At 61.1% G+C, this 23,721-nt stretch carries 21 protein-coding genes and 2 riboswitches; of the genes, 7 read left to right on the forward strand and 14 right to left on the reverse strand.

All coding sequences use genetic code 11. The annotated features are described in order from the left end of the window. Positions 1 to 66 precede the first annotated feature (66 nt). Together VNV36_RS05530 and VNV36_RS05535 are read left to right on the forward strand one after the other, a co-directional pair. Positions 67 to 2,604 carry a PAS domain-containing hybrid sensor histidine kinase/response regulator gene (locus VNV36_RS05530; protein WP_325716879.1) on the forward strand — a complete coding sequence of 846 codons (2,538 nt, stop codon included), beginning with the start codon at positions 67 to 69 and terminating at the stop codon, positions 2,602 to 2,604. Positions 2,605 to 2,656: 52 nt separating this feature from the next. Then, entirely contained in the window at positions 2,657 to 2,932 is a 276-nt protein-coding gene (locus VNV36_RS05535) for a peptidylprolyl isomerase (protein ID WP_007912322.1), read from the forward strand. Positions 2,933 to 3,048: 116 nt separating this feature from the next. Here the strand turns inward: VNV36_RS05535 and kdgK are convergent, their stop codons facing one another. The 8 genes from kdgK to VNV36_RS05575 form a co-directional block, all read right to left on the reverse strand. Continuing rightward, entirely contained in the window at positions 3,049 to 3,972 is a 924-nt protein-coding gene (gene kdgK / locus VNV36_RS05540) for a 2-dehydro-3-deoxygluconokinase (protein WP_325716880.1), read from the reverse strand. Positions 3,973 to 4,105: 133 nt separating this feature from the next. After that, positions 4,106 to 5,320 carry an amino acid deaminase gene (locus VNV36_RS05545; protein WP_325716881.1) on the reverse strand — a complete coding sequence of 405 codons (1,215 nt, stop codon included), beginning with the start codon at positions 5,318 to 5,320 and terminating at the stop codon, positions 4,106 to 4,108. A 41-nt stretch (positions 5,321 to 5,361) separates the two neighbouring features. Continuing rightward, the gene (locus VNV36_RS05550; RefSeq protein WP_325716901.1) at positions 5,362 to 6,126 is read right to left on the reverse strand and encodes an IclR family transcriptional regulator; all 765 of its coding nucleotides are present in this window, start codon (positions 6,124 to 6,126) and stop codon (positions 5,362 to 5,364) included. 129 nt (positions 6,127 to 6,255) lie between these two features. Continuing rightward, positions 6,256 to 6,645: a RidA family protein gene (locus VNV36_RS05555; RefSeq protein ID WP_325716882.1), complete on the reverse strand. Its 390-nt coding sequence runs from the start codon at positions 6,643 to 6,645 to the stop codon at positions 6,256 to 6,258. A gap of 31 nt (positions 6,646 to 6,676) precedes the next feature. Further along, positions 6,677 to 7,468 carry an amino acid ABC transporter ATP-binding protein gene (locus tag VNV36_RS05560; protein ID WP_325716883.1) on the reverse strand — a complete coding sequence of 264 codons (792 nt, stop codon included), beginning with the start codon at positions 7,466 to 7,468 and terminating at the stop codon, positions 6,677 to 6,679. After that, positions 7,465 to 8,127: an amino acid ABC transporter permease gene (locus VNV36_RS05565; protein ID WP_325716884.1), complete on the reverse strand. Its 663-nt coding sequence runs from the start codon at positions 8,125 to 8,127 to the stop codon at positions 7,465 to 7,467. The genes VNV36_RS05560 and VNV36_RS05565 overlap by 4 nt, the downstream gene beginning before the upstream one ends. A 9-nt stretch (positions 8,128 to 8,136) precedes the next feature. Continuing rightward, positions 8,137 to 8,799: an amino acid ABC transporter permease gene (locus tag VNV36_RS05570; protein ID WP_325716885.1), complete on the reverse strand. Its 663-nt coding sequence runs from the start codon at positions 8,797 to 8,799 to the stop codon at positions 8,137 to 8,139. A 51-nt stretch (positions 8,800 to 8,850) separates the two neighbouring features. Then, positions 8,851 to 9,699, reverse strand: coding sequence for a transporter substrate-binding protein (locus VNV36_RS05575; protein WP_325716886.1), 849 nt, complete (start codon positions 9,697 to 9,699; stop codon positions 8,851 to 8,853). Between the two features lie 337 nt (positions 9,700 to 10,036). On the opposite strand from VNV36_RS05575, the gene VNV36_RS05580 reads away from it, so the two are divergent. Beyond that, positions 10,037 to 10,489 carry a thioredoxin family protein gene (locus tag VNV36_RS05580; RefSeq protein WP_325716887.1) on the forward strand — a complete coding sequence of 151 codons (453 nt, stop codon included), beginning with the start codon at positions 10,037 to 10,039 and terminating at the stop codon, positions 10,487 to 10,489. A 115-nt stretch (positions 10,490 to 10,604) separates the two neighbouring features. On the opposite strand, the gene VNV36_RS05585 is transcribed toward VNV36_RS05580, so the two are convergent. The 5 genes from VNV36_RS05585 to cobW all read right to left on the reverse strand — a co-directional run bounded on the left by VNV36_RS05585 (position 10,605) and on the right by cobW (position 19,168). After that, on the reverse strand, positions 10,605 to 12,164 hold the full coding sequence (locus VNV36_RS05585) for a TerC family protein (protein WP_325716888.1): 1,560 nt from the start codon (positions 12,162 to 12,164) through the stop codon (positions 10,605 to 10,607). A 357-nt stretch (positions 12,165 to 12,521) separates the two neighbouring features. Continuing rightward, complete coding sequence (locus tag VNV36_RS05590) at positions 12,522 to 13,271, reverse strand: vWA domain-containing protein (RefSeq protein WP_325716889.1); 750 nt, start codon at positions 13,269 to 13,271, stop codon at positions 12,522 to 12,524. After that, positions 13,187 to 14,197, reverse strand: a complete 1,011-nt coding sequence (locus tag VNV36_RS05595; RefSeq protein WP_325716890.1) for a magnesium chelatase ATPase subunit I — start codon at positions 14,195 to 14,197, stop codon at positions 13,187 to 13,189. Before VNV36_RS05595 ends, VNV36_RS05590 begins: the two co-directional genes overlap by 85 nt. A gap of 48 nt (positions 14,198 to 14,245) precedes the next feature. Next, on the reverse strand, positions 14,246 to 18,094 hold the full coding sequence (gene cobN / locus VNV36_RS05600) for a cobaltochelatase subunit CobN (RefSeq protein ID WP_325716891.1): 3,849 nt from the start codon (positions 18,092 to 18,094) through the stop codon (positions 14,246 to 14,248). 3 nt (positions 18,095 to 18,097) lie between these two features. Further along, a complete protein-coding gene (gene cobW, locus VNV36_RS05605) occupies positions 18,098 to 19,168 on the reverse strand; it encodes a cobalamin biosynthesis protein CobW (protein WP_325716892.1) in 1,071 nt (356 codons plus the stop codon). Between the two features lie 99 nt (positions 19,169 to 19,267). Continuing rightward, a riboswitch (cobalamin riboswitch) is annotated at positions 19,268 to 19,478 on the reverse strand. 886 nt (positions 19,479 to 20,364) lie between these two features. Further along, a riboswitch (cobalamin riboswitch) is annotated at positions 20,365 to 20,584 on the forward strand. 125 nt (positions 20,585 to 20,709) lie between these two features. On the opposite strand from cobW, the gene VNV36_RS05610 reads away from it, so the two are divergent. The 4 genes from VNV36_RS05610 (at position 20,710) to cobM (ending at position 22,855) form a co-directional block, all read left to right on the forward strand. Further along, a complete protein-coding gene (locus VNV36_RS05610) occupies positions 20,710 to 20,907 on the forward strand; it encodes a CbtB domain-containing protein (RefSeq protein WP_325716893.1) in 198 nt (65 codons plus the stop codon). Between the two features lie 11 nt (positions 20,908 to 20,918). Further along, on the forward strand, positions 20,919 to 21,620 hold the full coding sequence (locus VNV36_RS05615) for a CbtA family protein (protein ID WP_325716894.1): 702 nt from the start codon (positions 20,919 to 20,921) through the stop codon (positions 21,618 to 21,620). Then, positions 21,617 to 22,030 (forward strand): cobalamin biosynthesis protein, encoded by a 414-nt coding sequence (locus VNV36_RS05620; protein WP_325716895.1) that lies wholly within the window; start codon positions 21,617 to 21,619, stop codon positions 22,028 to 22,030. Before VNV36_RS05615 ends, VNV36_RS05620 begins: the two co-directional genes overlap by 4 nt. A gap of 78 nt (positions 22,031 to 22,108) precedes the next feature. Further along, a complete protein-coding gene (cobM, locus tag VNV36_RS05625; protein ID WP_325716896.1) occupies positions 22,109 to 22,855 on the forward strand; it encodes a precorrin-4 C(11)-methyltransferase in 747 nt (248 codons plus the stop codon). 142 nt (positions 22,856 to 22,997) lie between these two features. Here the strand turns inward: cobM and nfuA are convergent, their stop codons facing one another. Further along, entirely contained in the window at positions 22,998 to 23,582 is a 585-nt protein-coding gene (gene nfuA / locus VNV36_RS05630; protein WP_003225494.1) for a Fe-S biogenesis protein NfuA, read from the reverse strand. Between the last annotated feature and the right edge of the window lie 139 nt (positions 23,583 to 23,721).

Genomic DNA, 23,721 nt, shown 5'->3' on the forward strand with positions numbered 1-23,721 from the left:
CGCTTGGCGCGGGCTACTGCAACAATGATAGACGCCGTCTCACTGAACCACGCTCAGGATTGAAGTATGAACGCTGTACCCACCACCGATAACACTCAGGCTCTGATTGCCCGCACCGACTGGAGCCAAAGCCCGCTTGGCGCTGCCGCTGGCTGGCCGCAGAGCCTGCGCACGGCGGTGGACATCGTGATTCACTCGCCGATGCCGATGCTGTTGTTATGGGGGCCGCAGCTGACGCAGATCTACAACGATGGTTTTGCCGTGCTCGCCGGCAGCAAACACCCCGAAGCTTTCGGCCGGGCTACGCATGAGGTCTGGCCCGAAGTGCGTGATTTTTCCGAGCCGATTTACCAGGCAGTGTTGCAAGGGCAAGTGCGCAGCTTCAGCGAGCGACGGTTCACCGTGCAACGCGACGGCAAAGAAATCGATTTCTGGCTCGATCTGACCTACAGCCCGATTCGCGATGAAACCGCGCAAGTGGCCGGCATACTGGTCACGGCCATCGAAACCAATGAACGCCGGCGCGTCGCCGTGGAATTGCAGCGTCGCTCCGAGGAAAGCCTCAAAGCCCAACGCCAGTCCGAGGAACGCTTGCAACTGGCCCTCGCCGCGACCGACGCGGTCGGCACCTGGGACTGGGACATTGGCGAAGACCGTTTCATCGCCGATGCGCATTTCGCCGAACTGCACGGTGTCGACCCGGCCAAGGCTGCGCAGTTGCCGATCAGCGATTACCTGCACGGTGTCCATCCGGAAGATCGCGCCATGGTCGCGCGCGGCATCAAGCACTGCATCACCCACGGCACTGAATACACCGAGGAATATCGCTTGCTGCAAGCCGATGGCACGCTGCGCTGGGTATTTGCGCGCGGGCGTTGCTACAAGGATCATCACGGCCGTCCCGTGCGCTTTCTTGGCGCGGCGCTGGATCTGACCGAGCGCAAACACACTGAACAGGCGTTGCGTCAGAGCCAGACCGAATTGCAGTTGATCATCAACGCCATGCCGATTCTGATCAGCTACGTCGACGCCGAACAACGTTTCCGCTTGAACAACGCGGCCTATCTGGACTGGTACGGCCTGACGCCGCAGGAGTTGTATGGGCGCACGATTCGCGAAGTCATTGGCGAAGAAGCGTACTTCCTGCGCGCTCCATACATTGCCGAAGCGCTGGCCGGGCGTTCCTGCTCGTTCAGTCTTTACACGCCGCACCGCGACGGCAGCACGCGCCATGCGCTGATGAACTATCTGCCGCGTCATGGCGCGGACGGCGCGGTCAACGGTTTCTACATCTTTGTGATCGATGAAACCGAACGCAAGAAAACCGAAGAAGCCTTGCGCAATCTCAACGAAACCCTGGAAGAACGTGTCAGCGCCCGCACCGAACAGCTGGCCCAGGCCAACCAGCGGTTGCAGAACGAAATGTTCGAACGCGAGCGCGCCGAAGACGCCCTGCGCCACGCGCAGAAGATGGAAGCGGTCGGCCAGCTCACCGGCGGCATCGCCCACGACTTCAACAACATGCTCACGGGCATTATCGGCAGCCTCGATCTGATGCAGCGTTATATCGCCAACGGCCGTGCTGATGAAATCGGGCGCTTTGCCGAAGCGGCGGTGTCCTCGGCCAATCGCGCGGCGGCGCTGACCCACCGTTTGCTTGCGTTTTCGCGGCGCCAGTCGCTGGATCGCAAGCAACTTAACGTCAATGAATTGGTGCGTTCGCTGGAGGATCTGATCCGCCGCACCAAAGGTGATCCGATCGACCTGCAACTGCGCTTGCCGGACGACCTGTGGCCGGTGAGCACGGATGTCAGCCAGTTGGAAAACGCCTTGCTCAATCTGGTGATCAACGCTCGCGATGCGATGCCGGAGGGCGGCGTCTTGCTGATCCAGACCGCCAACGTCTACCTCGACAGCAGTGACATCACCATTCTGGAGCCGGTCAAAGCCGGAGAATATGTGATGCTTGCAGTGAGCGACAACGGCACCGGGATGACCGCCTCGATTCGCTCCAAGGCTTTCGATCCGTTCTTCACCACCAAACCGATTGGCCAGGGCACCGGGCTGGGCTTGTCGATGATTTACGGTTTCGCCCAGCAGTCCGGCGGCCACGTCAGCCTCGACAGTGTTCCGGGGCAAGGCACTTGCGTGCGTCTGTACTTGCCGCGTTTGCTGACGCTTGCCCCCGAACCCTCGGCTGTCGGCGCGGGTGAACTGATTGCCGCTTCAGCTTCTGGCGAAACGGCGATCGTGGTCGAGGATGATCCGGCGGTGCGCATGCTGGTGCTCGACCTGCTCAAGGAGCTGGGCTACAACACCTTCGAAGCGGAAAACGCCAAGACTGCCCTGCCCCTGCTCGAATCCGCCCAGCGTGTCGATCTGCTCATCACCGATGTCGGGTTGCCGGGCATGAATGGTCGTCAGTTGGCAGAAATCGCTCGCCAGCATCGCGCGGGCCTGAAAGTGTTGTTCATGACCGGTTACGCACAGATCGCCGCCGAACGTCAGGGTTTCCTTGAAGACGGCATGGACATGGTCGCCAAGCCCTTTGTCCTTGAAGTGCTGGCGAGCAAGATCCGCAAGTTGATCCACCCGACCCCGTGACTTGAGGCATAATCGCGCGCCCCGCCGTCACCCCGTTATCAGGTATCGCACGATGAAAGCCCAAGCCCGCCACATTCTGGTGAAAACCGCCGAAGAGGCCGAACAACTCAAACAGCGCATCGCCAAGGGCGAAGCGTTCGATGTGCTGGCGAAGAAATTCTCGACCTGCCCGTCCGGCAAGCGCGGCGGCGATCTGGGTGAAGTGCGACCGGGGCAGATGGTCGGCGCGATTGATGCGGTGATTTTCAAGAAGCCGCTGCGGACCGTGCACGGGCCGATCAAGAGCAAGTTTGGTTATCACCTGGTGCAGGTGTTTTACCGGGATTGATCGCTGACCCTGTAGGAGCTGACGAGTGCAACGAGGCTGCGATCTTTTGATCTTGATTTTTTCAGGGGCAAGGTCAAAAGATCGCAGCCTTCGCCAGCTCCTGCCAGGATTGCATTTCAGGCTTTGGGAATCAGCGCGCCAGGGACCTGAATCACTTGGCTCGCCAGCCGGTGTCCTGCCTCCGCAGCCTCCGTCGGGCTGCCTCCGAGCAATCGCCTGGCCAGATAGGCCGCACTGAACGAATCCCCTGCCGCTGTGGTGTCGACTACCTTTTCAACCTTCTGCGCCGGCACTTCAAACGCCTCACCTTCGCAGCGAATCAGACAGGCTTCGGCGCCCCGCTTGAGTACCACTTCCGGCGTGCCGAATCGCGCGTACGCGGCAAATACCTCGGCGCAGTCGGCAAAACCGAACAGCGCCTGTTCGTCATCCACAGTCAGTAACGCCAGATCGACATAAGGCAACACACTGCGATACGCCCCCCGCGCCTCTTCCACCGACGCCCACAGGCGCGGGCGGTAGTTGTTGTCAAAGACAATGTGCGCATCACGCTGCCGCGCTTCGCTCAGGGTCTTGATCAGTCGGGCACGACCTTGCATGCCGAGTACGGCGAGGGTGATGCCGCTGAAATACAGCACGTCGTAATCGGGCAAGGCGGCAAGGATCGGCTCGGCCGCACGCGTCGTAAAGCAATCACGCACCGCCGCTTCGTTGCGCCAGTACAGAAAACGACGTTCGCCGTTGGCGTCGGTCTGGATGCAGTACAAACCGGGTAGGCGACCGGGCAAGCGTTGCACCAGGTCGAGGCCGATGCCCTCGCTGCGCCAGATCTGGCACATGGCGTCGCTGAAGCTGTCATCGCCCAGGGCGGTGACGTAGTCAACTTGCGCTTTGTCGGCCATCGCACGGGACAGATACACCGCCGTGTTCAGGGTATCGCCACCGAAACTCTGCTGCAGGCTGCCGTCGGCGCGTTGCTGGAGTTCGATCATGCATTCGCCGATCAGCGCGATGCGTGGGAGGTTGGGGATGATGTTCATCGGGTGTTATCTCTGCTGGTTCGGTGGTGGCTGCGCAGGCGTCTCGCGAGCAGGCTCGCTCCCACAACGCAATGCGTTGCCCTTGCGGGAGCGAGCCTGCTCGCGAATAGCCGCCGCGACTCGGTCTCAAGCCCTAGAAACAGGTTTCCATGGTTTCGATAACCGCCAGTTGCTCATCCACCAGCAATCCCACCCGCCATTTGTCAAAGGTCAGGCACGGATGCGAAGTACCAAAGGAAATGATGTCGCCCACGCGCAACTCAACGCCCGGCGCGACCGTCATGAACGCGTGCTGATCCATCACCGCCGTGACTTTGCACGCGCCGACATCATCGCCCGCCGCCGGCACCCCACCCGCTTTGTAGCGCAGCAACGGCACCGGCAACCCGGCATCGAACGCCACATCACGCTTGCCCAGAGCAATCACCGCAAAACCCGGTTCCGGCAGCGACTGCACATGCGCCCAGACTTCCAGCGCCGGACGCAGGCCTTCATGCAGATCACTGCGCCGGTCGAGCACGCAGCATTGCGCCTCTTTATAGATGCCATGGTCGTGCGCCACGTAACTGCCCGGGCGCAACACGCTGAGGAAGCGTGCAGCAGCGTTTTGTGTTTCGAAGGATTCGGCAATCAGGTCATACCAGGCCGAGCCGGACGCGGTGATGATCGGTTTGGCGATAGCGAAAGCGCCGCTGTCCTGCAGCTGCACCGCCAGACGCACCAGCGACGCAGCGAACTCGCGGATGCCGCTGACCGCATGATCGCCGTGAATCACCCCTTCATAACCTTCAATGCCGGTCAGGGCCAGCGCCGGTTGCGCATCGATCGCCCTGGCCAGCTCAATGACTTCCTGCTCGCTGCGGCACCCGCAACGGCCACCGACCACGCCGTATTCGATCATCACGTTGAGCCTGACCCCGCGCGAAGCGAAGTAGGCCCCGAGGTCGGCGACGTTGTCCTGGTGATCGACCATGCAGTAGAAATCGAACGAGGGATCGGCGAGCAGATCGGCAATCATCGCCATGTTCGGCGTGCCGACCAATTGGTTGGCCATAAGCACCCGGCGCACGCCGTGAGCGTAAGCGGCGCGGGTCTGGGTCGCGCTGGCGAGAGTGATGCCCCACGCGCCCGCGTCGAGCTGACGCTTGAACAGCGCTGGAGTCATGCTGGTTTTGCCGTGGGGCGCCAGCTCCGCGCCGCTGTCACTGACAAACCTCTGCATCCAGTGGATGTTGTGCTCCAGCGCTTTGCGGTGCAGCACCAGCGCCGGCAGGCTGACGTCACGCGTCAGTTGCGCGCCGATGTTGGCGTCGCCCTTTTCCCCGGCAGTATCGATGGCAGTGGTCATGGTCAAACTCCTCGCATTCAATCGCGGCGGCAGGCACGCGTCTATTCGTTGATACGCCGAGCGAGGCTGTTGGCGCTCTCGATCAATACTCGGCGATAGTCGTTGTAATTGTTCTTTGCGTCGGCGCGCGGGGCGACGATGCACAAGGTACAAATGGCCACTCCTCGCGGGTCTTTGACCGGCGCGGCAAAGCAATGGGTGAAGGTGTCGGCGACGCTGTCGAACGAGAAGAAGCCGTCGATACCGGCCTGACGGATCTCCGCAAGAAAGCGCTCCAGTGGCAGGCGCTCGCCGTCGGGCAGGATGAAGTCGTCTTCGTCGATCAGGTCGACGATTTGTTGATCGCTCAGGTGCGCCAACAGCAGCCGACCGGAAGCCGTCCACGGAATCGGTGCGTTTTCGCCGATGTCGGAGGAAATACGGAAATGGCGCTCGCCCTCCTTCATCAATGCCACCGTGTATTTGCGCCCGTTGAGCAGGCACATCTGCGCGGTTTCGCGGGTCTGGCTGACGATCTCCTGCAAGGCGTGATCGGCCTCGCGACTGAGGTCGAAATGACGCAGATGCGCCTGACCGAGGAAGTACAACTGACGCCCCAGATAGACATGGCCGTCCTTGCCTACCGGTTCCAGAATGCGTCGCTCCAGCAGTGAGGCGACGAGTTCGTAGACCGTGGATTTCGGACCGCCGATGCCATTGGCGATGTCGTTGGGGCGCAGGGGCTGGCCGATTTCCTTGAGAAAATCGAGGATATCGAACGCCCGGTCCAGACCGCGTGCCCGGCGCTTGATGGTGTCTTCGGTCATTTCATTACTCACTCGATATTCCCTGTAGGAGCTGCCGCAGGCTGCGATCTTTTGATCTTGCCTTTCTAGCGCATCCAAAAACGCCAAAAGATCGCAGCCTTCGGCAGCTCCTACAAGAGCCGCGGTGTTTCAGGCCTTTTTCCTGTACGCAATGCAGTCGATCTCAACCTTGCAGTCGACCATCATGCTCGCCTGCACACACGCCCGCGCCGGGGCGTGTTCGGGTTTGAAATATTCGGCGAAGACCTTGTTGAAACTGCTGAAATCACGAGGATCATCCAGCCACACCCCGACACGCACCACGTCTTCCAGGCCATAGCCGGCCTCTTCGAGAATCGCGATCAGATTCTTCATGGTCTGGTGCGTCTGCTCGACGATGCCGCCGACGATGATCTCGCCATCCACCGCCGGTACCTGGCCGGATACGTGCAGCCAGCCATCGGCTTCAACGGCGCGGGCGAATGGACGAGGCTGGCCGCCGGCGGCGGTGCTGCCGGTACCGTAACGCGTAATGCTCATGGGTGTTTCTCCTGATTGCAAAAGTGCAGATTCAAAACCGCGTGCTCTTTAGAAACTCAGCCAGACGCGGCGATTGCGGGCGTTCGAACAGTTCCCTGGGAGGCCCCTGCTCTTCGATCCGCCCTTGATTCATGAAAACGATCTTGTCCGAGACCTCGAAGGCAAAACGCATTTCATGGGTGACCAGCAACATGGTCATGCCGTCCTCGGCCAGGCCCTTGATCACGTTGAGCACCTCGCCCACCAGTTCCGGATCAAGCGCTGAAGTGACTTCGTCGAACAGCATCAGGCTCGGATTCATGGCGATGGCCCGAGCGATGGCGACACGTTGTTGTTGTCCGCCGGACAACTGGCCGGGAAAGTGATTGCGCCGCTCCAGCAAGCCAACGCGTTCCAGCCATTTTTCCGCCAGCGCCACGGCTGCGTCCTTGTGCATTTTCTTCACCTTGAGCAGCCCCAGAGTGACGTTCTGCAACGCGGTCAAATGCGGGAACAAGTTGAATTGCTGAAACGCCATGCCGGTCATCGCGCGATGGCGGGCGATGACTTTTTCCGCATGACGCACGCGTTTGCCATTGACCTCGTCGTAACCGATGGATTCGCCGTCAAGCAGGATCTGCCCGCCCTGAAACTCTTCGAGCATGTTCACGCAACGCAGCAGTGTGGTTTTGCCCGAGCCGCTGGAGCCGATCAACGTCACCACGTTGCCGCGCTGCATGGTCAGATCGACACCCTTGAGCACCTCGACCGCGCCGTACTGTTTATGCAGGCCTCGGATATCCAGCAGCGCCTGATTCTGTGGGGAAACTTGAACTTGAGTCATGGCAAGGCCACCCGCTTTTCAATGTGCCGGCCGAGTAACTCGATGCCGTAGTTGATGACGAAGAACAGAAAACCGGCGAACAGGTAGAACTCCAGGGTCATGAAGTTCCGGGCGATGATCTGTTGCGTGCTGAGGAGCAATTCGGCCACACCGATTACCGAGAGCAAGGTCGAGGCCTTGACGATTTCGGTGGACGAGTTGACCCAGGTCGGCAAAATCTGCCGCAGCGCCTGGGGCAATAACACGTAGCCGAGGGCTTGGTAGAACGTCAGGCCGATGGCCCTGCCCGCCTCCATTTGCCCGCGCGGCAAGGCTTGCAACGCGCCGCGGACGATTTCGGCGACGTGCGACCCGCAAAACAGCGTCAGACCCAGAGCGCCAGCCTGAAAGGCGCTGATCTGCCAACCGAGCGCCGGCGCCATGTAGAAGCAGGCCAGTACCAGTACAAACACCGGTGTGCCGCGAATCAGGTCGACGTAAAAACGAAACGGTGCGCGCATCCAGAATTTGCCGTAAGTAAGGATCAGGCCGGCGACCACCCCGAGCAGCGTGCCCAGCACAATGGCCAACGCCGAAACCTGCACGCTGGTCAGAAAACCCTGCCAGAGCGGCTCGCGAGCGATCCACAATTCGTGCAACCAACTGGGAGATTCGTACATCGCAGCCTCCTATCGGCGGATCGCCAGACGCTGCTCAAGCAAACGCAGCAGCATGGCAATGAGGTAACAGGCCGCGACATACAACGCCGTGGTCACCAGCCAGGTTTCGATCACCCGGTAGCTTTCGACGTTGATCTTGCGCGCGTAATACGTCAGCTCCGGTACCGCAATCGCAGCGGCCAGCGAGGTGTCCTTGAACAGCGAAATGAAGTTGTTCGACAGCGCCGGCAACACGTTGCGCAGCATCACTGGCACGGTGACATAAGCCTTGACCTGCCACTCACCCAGCCCGATCGCCAGCCCCGCTTCGCGCTGGCCCTTGGGAATGCTGAGCAAACCGCCACGGAACACTTCGGTCAGGTACGCGCCGGCATACAGCGACAGGGTGATGATGAACGAAGGTATTTTGTCCAGACGAATTCCGAGGCTCGGCAGCGCAAAGTAGATCAACAGAATCAACACCAGGATCGGCGTGTTGCGCACCACCGTGACATACACCGAGGCCAGCACCCGCAAGGCACGATGCTTTGACAGCAAGGCAAACGCCATCAGCAGGCCGATCACGCAGCCGATGGCAATCGACACCAGCGCCAGCTGCAAGCCCAGACCGAGCCCCGCCAGCAAGGTGTCGAAATCGCGCCACACGGCAGCAAAGTTCAACTGATAGTTCATGGTCAGCAGTACCTTGAGCGGGGCGATGTGACTCGCCCCACTCTCACGGGATCATTTGAATTCGACAGGGAAACCGATAGCGGGCGACGGCAGGTCGACGCCGAACCATTGTTTGAACGATGCGGCGTAGGCCGGGAATTCAACGCCGGTCATGGCTTCATGCAGCGCGGTGTTGACGAAGTTCAGCCAGTCCTGATCGCCGCGTTTGACCGCGCAGGCGTAGGTCTGCGGGCTCCAGGCGTAAGACGGGCTGCGATAGCGGCCAGGGTTCTGCACCATCAGGTATTTGACCGAGGACTGGTCAGTGGCGGCGGCATCGGCACGACCGGAGTTCACCGCCTGGTACATCAGATCGACGCTGTCGTATTGATCGACCTTGGCTTTGGGCAGTGCCTGATGCACCAGCTCTTCAGCATATACGTTCTGCAGCACCGCTACGGTGACGTCGTCACCCGCCGCTTGCAGGTCTTCGATTTCCTTGTACTTGCTGTTGTTCGGTAACAGCAGACCGACCCCTTCGCGATAGTAAGGCAAGGTGAACGCGACTTGCTGAGCGCGGCTGGCAGTCACGGTAATGAACTGGCAGCTCATGTCGACCTTGTCGGTCAACAGGTTGGGAATGCGCGCATCGGACGACTGCACCACGAATTCGACTTTGCTCGGGTCGTTGAACAACCCCTTGGCCACCATCCTGGCGATGTCGATATCAAAACCCTGCAACTTGCCGTCCGCACCCTGAAAGTGCCACGGCGCATTGGTGCTGCCCGTACCCACGATCAATTTGCCCCGGGCCAGCACACTGTCGAGTTTGCTGTCGGCTGCCAGGGCCAGGCCCATGAATGAAGAAGAAGCCGCAAGAACTAAAACACACGCTTTGAACAACGAACGACGGCGATGCATGGCAAGCACTCCAGGATGGTGTTTATTCCGCTATACCGGAACACGGTTTGTTACTACGGAATAGACAGCAGAAAGTGTGCCATAGCCTGACAAGGGCGTCTGTAGTGGCATGAAATGGTTTTGAAATCAGATGGATGCAAAAAAAGATGAGAGCGCTGCCACCGCTCACGTTTTACAGGCTGCTACCGTTGGCTACACGCAGGAGGGAAATTGCGCCACATTTTCGGGCGAAGTGCACAAAAATAGCCGGGTTGCACCTGTCAACTCTGACAGTGGTCGTGAGCGCAAGGCTGGTTTAGCGTGAGTAGCTAATGCATCAGTTGAAAAGGAAATCATGATGAGCGCTGACATCCCTCTCGCATCTTTACCTTCCACTTATCGCAAAGCCCTGAAAACCTGGCGGCCGGTCATTCTGTATTTCGCTAACGAACATTGCCCCGCCTGCGAATGGGCCGGGCCGATTTTTCGGCAGGTTGCCGAGCCTTACCGGCTGCGCGCGAACATCTACATGCTCGATACCAGTCAATCGCCGCGCCATCCCGACGTCACCGGCACGCCGACGGTGCTCTTCTACAAGGGCGGCAGGCTGATAAAAAAACTCAAAGGCATTGGAACTGAGGAAACCCTTGCACGGGATTTCGCCGTGCACATCGGCAAGACCAAAGCGCCCGTTGCCGCGCGCAAACGAACGCATGATCTGCCTTGGTTGCGTCAGAAACTTCGTACCTTGCGTACCGTCCCACGTGCATGCCCAGGGAGATGTTCTGAACGAGCTTCACCAGGGATGTGAAGTGCCTGCCAAATCGCATTCGCGAGCAAGCTCGCTCCCACATTTGAAACGCGTTCCAATGTGGGAGCGAGCTTGCTCGCGAAGAGGCCGGCACCGCCTGTAGAGAGCTCAAGTATTACGCGGCAGCACGCTCCAGCAGCACCCGCGTCACCCGCCGTTCCTCAACCGCTTTGACGGTCAATTGCCAGCCCTCGTATTCCAGTCGATCCCCGGTCATCGGCAAACGATCCAGCAGGCTCATCACCAGCCCGGCCATGGTCTGATAGTCCTCGGTCGGCTCGGCGCCGAAGCCGGTGCGCTGGCGCACGCGGGCCAGGGGCAGCGCGCCGCTGACCAGGAACCCGCCGTGCTCTTCGACCACGTCCGGCCCTTCTATTTCACTGGCATCGGGCAGTTCTCCGGCGATCGATTCGAGGATATCGGTCATGGTCAACACGCCGACAAAATCGCCAAATTCGTTGACCACGAAAGCGATGTGCGTCGACGCCGCACGCATCTGCTCCAGGGCATTGAGGATCGAGTAACTGTCAAGCAGATTGATCGTCTTGCGTGCCAGGTGCTCAAGATCTGGCTCGTTGCCGGCCAGATATTCCTTGAGCAGTTCCTTCTTGTGCACGAAGCCCAGCGGCTCATCGACCGCACCATCACGTATCAACGGCAGCCGCGAATACGACGAATGCATCAACGTTGTGCGGATGGTCTCGGCATCATCGGCAAGGTCGATCAGGTCGACGTCGGCTCGCACCGTCATCAGATTGCGAATCGGCCGCTCCGCCAGTTGCAGCACGCCGCTGATCATCACCCGCTCACGGCGGTCGAACAGTCCGGCAACCGGCGCTTCACCGTTGTCGAGCAGATCAGAGATCTCTTCACCCACCTCCTCCGCCGCCAGTTTGCGCCCGCCGAGCAAACGCATTACCGCATGGGCAGTGCGCTCACGCATCGGACGCAAGCCCTGCATCGAGCGCTTGCGCCGTGCCCGGGCGATCTGGTTGAACACTTCAATGAGGATCGAGAAACCGATGGCGGCGTACAGGTAACCTTTCGGAATGTGGAAGCCCAATCCTTCGGCGGTCAGGGCAAAACCGATCATCATCAGAAAGCCCAGACACAGCATGATGACAGTCGGGTGCGCGTTGACGAAACGGGTCAATGGCTTGCTGGCGACGATCATCAGGCCGATGGAAATGATCACGGCGATCATCATCACCGCCAGTTCATCGACCATGCCCACAGCGGTAATCACTGCATCGAGGGAGAACACGGCGTCGAGCACGACAATCTGCGCCACGATGGGCCAGAACAGCGCGTAGGCGGTGTTGGCCGAACGCTCGCCGACGTGGCCTTCAAGACGCTCATGCAATTCCATGGTCGCCTTGAACAACAGGAACACACCACCAAACAGCATGATCAGGTCGCGGCCGGAGAAGCTCTTGTCGAACACTTCGAACAACGGCTGCGTGAGTGTGACCAGCCAGGAAATACTCGCCAGCAGGCCCAGACGCATGATCAGCGCCAGCGACAAACCGATGATGCGTGCGCGATCGCGCTGATGCGGCGGCAGCTTGTCCGCGAGAATGGCGATGAACACCAGGTTGTCGATACCCAGTACCATTTCCAGCACGATCAGAGTCAACAGGCCTAGCCAGGCCGTGGGATCCGCTAACCATTCCATAAAACGTCTCGATCTCTATTCAGTGAATTCAGGCAGCCGGGCACGGCAATGCGCAACGCGAAGGCTCAAGAGCCGCGTTATCAACCATGGTCGGAAGTCGGAAGACGGGATGCTGCGAATGGATCAAGACCGCGCAAAGGCACGCTGGAGAAAGCTGACTGGGAGGCTCCGAGAGGGTGTTCATGTAAGTCCGAAATGAAAAATGGCCTTGGAGCGTACAGGTTGGACCAGTCCGTTCCACAGCGGCAAATCATTTCAAAATCTGTATGAATGAACCTGATCAGAAGTTTTCAGCGTTGCCGAAGAAGCCTTCGCGAGCAGGCTCGCTCCCACAGGGCCTGAGCGGGGAGGCAAATTTCAGCGTATGCCCAACTCATCGATATGCTGATACTGCGCTTGCAGCGCGGTTGCCAGTTCCTTCGCCCGCCCCAGTCGAATCGGCCCACGTTCGATATCGATCAGCAATCCCGGGCACCCCAGCACAGGTAATCCCGCCAGATCCTTCAAGCGACCGTCGGTTACGATCAGGCAGCGCTGCAGCTCCTCGGGAAAGCGCTTGCGTCGCACGGTCAGCCATTGCTGCGCCTGCGCCAATGCCGCCAACAACGGTGTACCGCCACCGGCGCCCAGACCGTCGAGCCAGACACGCAGGCCGCTGGAGGCCTTCAAGCCTTGCACCTGCCATTTCGGCGCCATGCCACTGGCGGTGAGCAATGCCAGGCGCGCGCGCTGGCGATAGGCATCGTCGAACAATTGCGCGAGCAAGCCCTTGGCGTCGCTCAAGGCCTGATGGCGACGGGTCGAGGCCGATGCGTCGACGATAACCAGCCAGACCTCAAGAGGCGCACGGGTGCGTTGCTGAAACAGCAGATCGGCGCGACACTGCGGGCGCCCGTCAAGCAATGTGCCTGGCCAGTTTACCGAGCCGCTGCCGGCCGCCTGTCGCTGGCCTTGGAACCCGTGGTCGAGTCGTCCGGCGCGGGGTCTGGCATTCGCCCCCGCGTCGGATCGGGGGCGAATGCCTAGGGCTTTTTTCCCAGCGCTGGCCAGCTCGGTACTTCGCGGCGGGCACCGGTGGCTTGCGCCCTTGCTGGCATCTCGCCCCATTGGCCCTGCCCTTCGCTGGGCGTGCTTTCTGCGCCTGATGGAGATTGTGCAGGCGGTGCGGCGCTGGGCGCAGGTTGCTCGCGCCGCCGATGGCGCAAGGCAAACTCGGCCACCGCGTCGATGTCCGCCTCGGCAATCGCATCTGCACCGCGCCACGCCGCATGGGCGCGAGCAGCGCGCAACCACACCAGATCGGCGCGCAAGCCATCGACGCCAGCGGCGAAACAACGCTCGGTGATCAGCGCCAATGCGGCATCGTCCAGAGGGATTTCTGCGAGCAGTTTACGGGCGCTTTCGCAGCGCGAACGCAAGGCGTGTTGCGCGCTTTCCCATTGCGCGCAGAACGCTTGCGGATCGCTGTCGAAATCCAGTCGCCGGCGAATGATCTGCCCGCGTTCGGCCGGCGCGGTGTGGCCGTTGAGCGCAACGTTGAGACCGAAGCGGTCGAGCAACTGTGGACGCAGCTCGCCCTCTTCCGGGTTCATCGTGCCGATCAGTACAAACTTCGCCGAGTGCCGGTGGGAAATGCCGTCGCGCTCGATCAGGTTGGTGCCGCTGGCGGCAACATCGAGCAGCAGATCCACAAGGTGATCAGGCAACAAATTGACTTCATCGACGTAGAGCACGCCACCGTCAGCCTTGGCCAGTACCCCCGGGGAAAACTGCGCGCGGCCGTTGCTCAGTGCAGCGTCGAGATCGAGTGTGCCGACCAGCCGCTCTTCGGTAGCGCCCAGCGGCAAAGTGACGAACTGGCCGCTGGCAAGCAGATCCGCCAGACCCCGGGCCAGTGTGGACTTGGCCATGCCGCGCGGGCCTTCGATCAGCACGCCACCGATTTTCGGGTCGATGGCGGTCAGGCACAGAGCCAATTTCAGGTCATCGGCGCCGACCACGGCGGAGAGCGGGAAATGCGGGGTGTCGGTCATTTTGGGTACTCGTTCATGGTCGGCGAAGGCCTACAGGATAGCGGTGTGTCAGTTATCTTCTTCTATGTCCAACAGCAAATTCTCCAGCGCCTCTTTATACGCCCCCGGCTCCTGCCACATCCCGCGCTGCTGTGCTTCCAGCATCCGTTCAGTCATATCCCGTAGCGCATGCGGATTATGCTCACGGACAAACTCGCGAGTCGCCGGATCCAGCAAATAGGCGTCCGCCAGCAACGCATACTGATGGTCATCGATCAACTGCGTTGTCGCATCGAAGGCAAACAGGTTATCCACGGTCGCCGCGAGTTCGAACGCCCCTTTATAGCCGTGACGTTTGACCCCGTCGATCCACTTCGGATTCGCCGCCCGCGAGCGAACCACGCGGTTCAGTTCTTCCTTCAAAGTGCGGATCTTCGGCAGATCCGGCTGGCTGTGATCGCCGTGATAACTGGCCGCTGCCTGGCCGCGCAGGCTTTCCACCGCCGCGAGCATACCGCCCTGGAATTGGTAGTAATCGTTGGAATCGAGCAAGTCATGCTCGCGATTGTCCTGGTTCTGCAACACCGCTTGCACCTGACTCAGGCGCTGGCTGAACTGCTCGCGTGCGGCGGTGCCTTCGTCGGCGCCGCCGTACGCGTAAGCGCCCCAGTTCAAGTAAACCTCGGCAAGGTCTTCGCGGGTCTGCCACAAACGCCCGTCGATAGCGCCCTGAACCCCGGCGCCGTAAGCCCCGGGTTTGGCGCCGAAGATCCGCCATCCGGCCTGGCGCCGCGCAGTGTCCTCATCCACGCCTGTTTGTACCAGGGCTTCGCGCTCGGCGCGCACTCTGGCGGCCAGCGGGTTCAAGTCGTCCGGTTCATCCAGCGCGGCCACCGCTTGCACAGCGGCGTCGAACAAGCGGATCAGGTTGGCAAACGCATCACGGAAAAACCCCGAGACGCGTAGCGTCACATCAACCCGTGGGCGATCGAGCAGGCTCAGCGGCAGAATCTCGAAATCGTCCACGCGCTGACTGCCGGTGGCCCAGACCGGACGCACACCCATCAACGCCATGGCCTGAGCGATGTCATCGCCGCCGGTGCGCATGGTTGCAGTGCCCCATACCGACAAACCGAGATGGCGCAGATGGTCGCCGTGATCCTGCAAGTGTCGTTCGAGAATCAGCGTGGCGGACTGGAAACCGATGCGCCACGCGGTGGTGGTGGGCAGGTTGCGCACGTCGACCGAATAAAAGTTGCGGCCGGTGGGCAGCACGTCGAGGCGGCCGCGGCTCGGCGCGCCACTGGGGCCGGCGGGGACGAAGCGACCGCTCAGCGCATCAAGCAGACCACGCATTTCCGCGGGGCCGCAGGCGTCGAGGCGTGGGGCGACGACTTCGCGCAGATTGTCGAGTATCGAAGAAACCTCAGCCCACCCTGGCCCCTGTGGGAGCGAGCCTGCTCGCGAACGCGGAGTGTCATCCAACGATGATTGACCTGACCCATCTTTTTCGCGAGCAGGCTCGCTCCCACAGGGGTCACGCAATGTTTGGGCAATCAGGTCTGTGGCAAACAATTCAAGGCGTTCGCGGGTGTCGCCGGCGTTACGCCAGAGCTCATCGCTGACGGCCTGCAACGCGGTCGGGCGCGGGCCGTTCCACGGGTCGGCCAACCCACAATCGAGCGGATCGAAGCCCAATTCGAACGCCTTGGCCAGCGCCCGCAACAAACTCGACTGCGCACCCTTGCCGTCACCACGCGGAATACGCAGCAATGCCAGCAGCGTATCAATGCGCAAGCGTCCGCCCGGTGACTCGCCAAAAACATGCAGCCCGTCGCGAATCTGCGACTCCTTCAAATCGCACAAATAGGTGTCCAGACGCGGCAGCCAGATCGCCGCATCGGCGTCGCTGTCCAGTGCAGCATCCAATTGCAGTTCGCGATCGATCTGCGTGTCACGCACCAGTTGCAGAATGTCGCGCTGAAGTTCACGGGCACGGCGCGGATCGAGCAGTTGCGCCTCGTAATACTCGTCGGCGAGCAACTCCAGATTACGCAGCGGCCCGTAGGTTTCGGCGCGGGTCAGCGGTGGCATCAGGTGATCGATGATCACCGCTTGCGTGCGCCGTTTCGCCTGAGCGCCCTCGCCCGGGTCGTTGACGATAAATGGATAGATGTTCGGCAGCGGCCCGAGCAGCGCATCCGGCCAGCAGTGCTGCGAAAGCCCGACGCCTTTGCCCGGCAGCCATTCGAGGTTGCCGTGCTTGCCAACGTGGATCACACCGTGGGCACCGTAGGTATTGCGCAACCAGAAATAGAACGCCAGGTAGCCGTGCGGCGGGACCAGATCCGGGTCGTGATACACCGCGCTGGGATCTACCTGATAACCGCGTGCCGGTTGAATGCCGACGAAGGTCAGACCGAAACGCAGACCGGCAATCATCAGACGTCCGTCGCGGCACATCGGATCGTTCTGCGGCGGTCCCCAGCGTTCAGTTACCGCAGCGCGATTCGTCTGCGGCAGCGCATTGAACATGGCGAGGTAATCGTCCATCGCCAGGCTCTGCTGACAGGGGCGCAGGTCAAGGCTGTCGAGGTCATTGCTGACACCCCCCAGCAGCTGCTGAATCAGCTCGGTGCCGCTCTCGGGCAGCTCAGCCGTGAGCGGATAACCCTCGGCCTGCAGCGCACGCAGGATATTCAGGGCAGCCGCCGGCGTGTCGAGGCCGACGCCGTTGCCGATGCGGCCGTCGCGGGTCGGGTAATTGGCGAGAATCAGCGCAATGCGTTTTTCCGCATTGGGCACCCGCGCCAGGTCGATCCAGCGGCGTGCCAGTTCGGCGACAAAATCCATGCGCTCCGGCTGGGCGCGATAGCAGACCACATCGGACTGACTGCGCTCGCTGCGCCAGGCCAGATCCTTGAAACTGATCGGCCGGCTGATGATGCGCCCGTCGAGTTCCGGCAAGGCTATGTGCATCGCCAGATCGCGCGGCCCAAGGCCCTGCTCGCTGTCGCGCCAGCCCGGCTCGTTGTCCTGCGCGCAGATCGCCTGAATCACCGCAATATTGCGGCGAAACGGGCGCAGATGCGGCGCTTCAGGGCTGGACTGGGCAAAACCGGTGGTGTTGAGAATGACCCCCGCCTCGACTTCATCCAGCCAGTCCTCCACCACCGCAAGGCAGCCGGGCTCTTTCAGGCTGGCGACGGCGATGGGCAACGGGTTGAGCCCGGCTGCCTGCAAGCGCTGGCAGAACACATCGATGAACGCGGTGTTGGCCGCCTGCAGATGCGAGCGATAAAACAACAGCGCCGCCACCGGTTGATCGGGTAGCCAGTCGGCTTGCCAATCACTGAGAACGGCGCTGGTTTTTTCCGGGTGATAAATCGCTGTACGCGGCAGGGTTTGCGGTTCGTTCCATGGGTAGTCGCGGCCGAAACATTGATGGCCCAGGCAGCGGAAGAAATCCAGCGCATTGCCCATGCCGCCCTGACGCAAGAACTGCCAGAGCCGATCACGTGCCTCGGCGCCGACCGTACTCAAGTCACTGAGTTCGGGATCCGGGCGGTCATCACCGGGCACCAGAATCAGCTCCACGCCGCGTGCGGCCAATTCGACCAGTCGCTCGACCCCGTAGCGCCAATAGGCGATGCCGCCGTGCAGCGAAATCAGAATCACTTTGGCGTGGCGCAGGACCTCGTCGACATACAGATCAACCGAGGCGTGATTCTGTACCTGCATCGGATTGGCCAGGCGCAGGCTCGGATAATCATCCGGCAGTTGCTGCGCAGCCTCGGCAAGCAGCGCCAGGCTGGAATCGCCGCTGCACAGGATCACCAGCTCGGCGGGGGTTTGTCCGAGATCAGCGATGTTGTCGTCGGAGACGAAACCGCCGGGCTGGGTCCTGAGCAGGTGCATGGCTTAAACGCTGAGCGCTGCGCGCAATTGCGCTTCAAGCTGCGCGGCATCGAGTTGCTGACCGATCAGCACCAGACGCGTAACGCGGGCTTCTTCAGCGCCCCACTGCCGGTCGAAGTGCTTGTCGAAACGCGTGCCCACGCCCTGAATCAGCAGGCGCATCGGTTTGTTCGGGATGGCTGCGAAACCTTTGACCCGCAGGATGCCGTGCTGCACCACCATTTGCGTCAACGCGTCGAGCAGCAGGCTTTCATCGGCTTGGGGCAGTTCGATGGAGATCGAATCGAACGCGTCGTGATCGTGGTCATCGTGATCGTCATCACCGTCGTGGTGGTGATCGTGATGGCTGTGGCGGCTGTCGATGTGTTCCTCGGAACCGGCACCGAGGCCGATCAGCACGTCCAGCGGCAGGCGGCCGTTGCTGGCTTCGATGATTTTCACCGCTGGCGGCAGTTCTTCGGCGACTTCAGCGCGTACGCGGGCGAGATCTTCCGGGCTGGTCTGATCGGCCTTGTTGAGGATCACCAGGTCGGCGCTCGCCAGTTGATCGGCAAACAGCTCGTGCAGCGGCGATTCATGGTCGAGGTTCGGATCGAGTTTGCGCTGCGCATCGACCTGATCCGGGAACGCGGCGAATGTGCCGGCGGCCACGGCCGGGCTGTCGACCACGGTGATCACCGCATCGACAGTGCAGGCGCTGCGGATCTCCGGCCATTGAAAGGCTTGTACTAACGGCTTGGGCAGCGCTAGGCCGGAAGTTTCGATGAGGATGTGATCGAGGTCGCCGCGACGGGCGACCAGTTCGCGCATCACCGGGAAGAACTCTTCCTGAACCGTACAGCACAGGCAGCCGTTGGCCAGTTCATAAACGCGGCCGCTGGCTTCTTCTTCGGTGCAGCCAATGGTGCATTGCTTGAGGATTTCGCCGTCGATGCCCAGCTCGCCAAACTCGTTGACGATCACCGCGATCCGCCGACCCTGTGCGTTGTCGAGCATGTGCCGCAGCAGCGTGGTTTTGCCCGAACCGAGGAAACCGGTGACGATGGTGACGGGGAGTTTGGCCAGTGTTTTCATCGGAATGCCCTTTGGCAAGCGGCGGGCATACGGGACGAGAACCGGCAGCGCGCGTGCACGCCGGAAGCATTCGCCACCGGATCACCCCGCCCGGTTGTAGTGAGAATCTGTGACGAGGCAGGTCTCCTGGCTGACGGCGTTCAGGCGCGGGGCCTGGCGTTCGCTGCGCCTTCCCGCTGGCTCATGGGCTGAGCTGGCAGTGGCGTGGCAACGAACTCACCGTTCACAGTTGCGGGGGCAGCCGCGGCTTTGACCGCGTTCCCTTCTTAGCTTCGGCAAGTGCCGAAGAACCTCGAAAGCGCAAGGCTACGCATGGGTGGGTTTTGGGTCAATGGGCGTTGCGTCTGAGTTTGGGGGGCATATCCGTTGCTGCGGTAACGGCTTCTTATGGTTTCGCTCTTACAGCGAGTCACCTTTTCCAAACGCCGAAAAGGTAACCCAAAAGGCTTTGCCCCGGCGTACGGCCCGCTCGCTGGGGCTCGGGGTTCCTTCGTTACGGGATCGATCCGGGCGCAGCGTCTCCGGTTTGCTTCGCTGCACCTACACTCGCTGTGTACGACTGCGTCGTACGGTCGCTGCGCTCCCACACCCGGATCGATCCCGTAACGAAGCCTGCCGAAGGGGCAAAAGATCAAGAGCCAGAGCAAAAGCAAAAGCCAGATCAAAAGATCGCAGCCTTCGGCAGCTCCTACAGTTGGATTGGATACACCCTCAAAAAACAGGTGGGCTATCAGTCCGTCTTCGCGAGCAAGCTCGCTCCCACAGAAACGCAAGGCAGCGCAGCTGCTCGCGGCGAAGACGCCCCACTCAACAATGAGCGTAAGCTCGAGTGCTTTTGATCTTGATCCAAGGGGCGACGTCGGAAGGCTGAGTGGAGGGATTGATCCGGGCGTGGGAGCGCAGCGACCGTCTGGCGCAGCCAGACACAGCGGGAGGAGGTGCAGCGAAGCAAACCGGAGACGCTGCGCCCGGATCGATCCCGCAGCGAAGGAACCCGAGCCTGCGAGGGCCGAACGCAGGAGCAAGCCTTTTCGGTTACCTTTTCGGCGTTTGGAAAAGGTGACCCGCCGTAAGGGCGGAACCCTAAGCCGCCGTTACCGCAGCAACGGATATACACACAAAAACACCAAAAGAAATGCCCCCCTCGCAGCACCAAAAACTCCCGGAAATTGACTAAAAACCCAAACCCATGTTCTCCTGCACACCTTGTTACGGGTGCCCTTCACAGGGTGAAACGGGAAACCGGTGAATCATGTGCTTTACTCAAAAGCCATGTCAGTCCGGTGCTGCCCCCGCAACGGTAAGCGAGCGAAGCGTCAAAGCCACTGTGCCCCGGCATGGGAAGGTGACGCTTGTCGATCGGCACTGCGCCAATCCCTCGCGAGCCCGGAGACCGGCCCGCAATATCCAGCGCGTTCAACGCGTCGCTGACCACAAACAAACCCGCGGTGGGCGGGCGCTGTTCGAAATCCCTGCGTGTCCGGGCTCGCAGGGATTTTCATGCGCTCTATTCACCCGCTGACATTTCAGAGGGAAGCGCTATGTCGATCATCAGCAATACCGTCAGCAATACTGACCACATCTCCAGCACCACCACCCTGAGCCAACGCCTGGCTGCCGCCCTCTGCGCCGCGATCCTCGGTGCCAGCCTGGTCTGGTTCGCCGGTTTCTCGCACATCGAAGCGGTGCACAATGCCGCCCACGATACTCGCCACAGCGCCGCGTTCCCGTGCCACTGAGGCCTGCCGAGATGATCAAGCGTATTGCGCAAACCGCAGGTTTCACCGGCCTGCTCGCCGCCCTGCTCCTGACGTTGCTGCAGAGTTTCTGGGTATCGCCCCTGATTCTGCAGGCCGAAACCTTCGAGAAAGCCGAACCGGTTGCCGAAGTCCACGAACACTCCGTCGGCACCGTCGCCCACAGCCATGACGCCGAAGCCTGGGAGCCGGAAGATGGCTGGCAGCGCGTGGTCGCGACCACCGGCGGCAATCTAGTGGTGGCGGTCGGTTTCGCCCTGATGCTCGCCGGGCTCTATACCCTGCGTGCGCCGACGAAGACCACGCAAGGTCTGCTCTGGGGCCTGGCCGGTTATGCCACGTTCGTCCTCGCGCCGACCCTGGGCCTGCCGCCTGAATTGCCGGGCACAGCGGCGGCCGATCTGGCCTCGCGGCAGGTGTGGTGGATCGGCACCGCGGCTTCAACCGCTGTCGGTCTGGCACTGATCGCTTTCAGTCGTCACTGGCTGATGAAGATTCTCGGGGTGGCCATCCTCGCCGTGCCCCATGTGATTGGCGCGCCGCAACCGCAAGTGCACTCCATGCTCGCGCCAGAAGCACTGGCAACCCAGTTCAAAATCGCTTCGCAGTTGACCAATATCGCTTTTTGGCTGGCCTTGGGCCTGATCAGCGCATGGCTGTTCCGCCGTAAAAACCCCGGGCAATATCCGGCATGACCGGTGACCGCGCAGCGCCGACCTTCGTGGTCGGCCTCGGCTGCCAGCGCGGCTGCCCGGCCAGCACGCTGCGCGCGTTACTCGATCAGGCGTTGCAGGCGCATCGTATCGAACCTGGTGCGGTCAGGGCGCTGGCCAGCATTGATGTAAAGCGCGACGAACCAGGCCTGCTCGAACTCGCCACACAATTGAATCTGCCCCTGCAGTATTTCAGCAGCGCCGAACTTGCCGGTTACCAGGCTCGCCTCAGCCATCATTCGCAAATCGCCTTTGAGCGTACCGGCTGCTACGGCGTCGCCGAAAGCGCCGCGCTGGCGCTGGCCGAGCAATTGCTTCAAGCCCCGGCAAAACTGCTGATCTGCCGACAGAAATATGCCCAGGCCACGCTGGCATTGGCCGGCGCCGCGTAAATTCCCGATAATCGCCGCCATCGATCATGAGCGCGCTTCATCTGAAGCACTACGGCGCCTTTTCCCAAGGATTCAACGATGACTGTCTACTTCATCGGCGCCGGCCCCGGCGACCCGGAACTCATCACCGTCAAAGGCCAGCGGCTGATCCGTACCTGCCCGGTGATTATCTACGCAGGGTCACTGGTCCCGGCCGCGGTGCTGGACGGTCATCGCGCCGAAACAGTCGTCAACAGCGCGGAACTGCACCTGGAGCAGATCATCGATTTGATCAAAACCGCCCATGCCAAAGGCCAGGATGTGGCGCGCGTGCATTCGGGGGATCCAAGTCTGTACGGCGCAATCGGCGAGCAGATCCGTTATTTGCGTGAGCTGAACATTGCTTTTGAGATCATTCCGGGGGTAACTGCCACAGCGGCGTGCGCTGCGCTGCTCGGTGCCGAATTGACCCTGCCGGACATCTCGCAAAGCGTGATTCTGACCCGTTATGCCGACAAGACCGCGATGCCGGTCGGTGAAGAACTGGCCAGTCTGGCGCAGCATGGCGCGACCATGGCGATTCATCTGGGGGTCAATCATCTGGACAGGATAGTGGTTGAACTGCTGCCGCATTACGGCGCGGACTGCCCGATTGCGGTGATTCACCGGGCAACGTGGCCGGATCAGGATTGGGTGGTGGGGACACTGGCCGACATTGCCGGGAAGGTCGAGGCCAAGGGGTTTCGACGTACGGCGTTGATTCTGGTGGGACGCGTGTTGGGCAGCGATCACTTTAGTGAGTCGTCGCTGTACCGTGCGGGACATGCGCATTTGTATCGCCCATAAGATCAAAAGATCGCAGCCTTCGGCAGCTCCTACATAGGGATGCGTACACCTGTAGGAGCTGCCGAAGGCTGCGATCTTTGAAGGCGTCGCCCATAAAAAACGGCACTCACGGGTGCCGTTTTTCATTGCTGCAGCGAACGCCTTAGTAGTAAGCGTTTTCTTTCTGCGTGTGGTCGGTCACGTCGCGAACGCCCTTGAGCTCCGGAATGCGCTCGAGCAACGTGCGCTCGATACCTTCCTTCAAGGTGACGTCGGCCTGACCGCAGCCCTGGCAGCCGCCACCGAACTGCAACACGGCGATGCCGTCCTCCACCACATCGATCAGGCTGACCTGACCACCGTGGCTGGCCAGCCCCGGGTTGATTTCGGTTTGCAGGTAGTAATTGATGCGCTCGTTGACCGGGCTGTCGGCGTTGACCATCGGCACTTTGGCGTTGGGCGCCTTGATGGTCAACTGGCCGCCCATGCGGTCGGTGGCGTAGTCGACAACGGCGTCATCGAGAAAGGCCTCGCTGAACGAGTCGATGTACGCGGTGAAGCTTTTCAGCCCCAACGCCGTATCCTCGGGTTTTTCTTCGCCCGGCTTGCAGTAGGCAATGCAGGTTTCGGCGTACTGGGTGCCAGGCTGGGTGATGAAGACGCGAATGCCGATGCCTGGGGTGTTCTGCTTGGAAAGCAGATCGGCCAGGTAATCATGGGCGGCGTCAGTAATGGTAATAGCGGTCATGGAAACTCCTCGCAGGCTTGGGCGCAGTTTACGCCAATCGGCGCGCGGGACAAAGTCCCAGTATTTTTGTCGGAAAAAGCACGCTGCGCCTGCCAGGTGCCAGGTTCATCACGAGGACGCCCCGCTTCCTCAGCGTTTG

This window comes from Pseudomonas sp., from assembly GCF_035554175.1.
In the GTDB taxonomy this organism is placed as follows: Bacteria; Pseudomonadota; Gammaproteobacteria; order Pseudomonadales; family Pseudomonadaceae; genus Aquipseudomonas.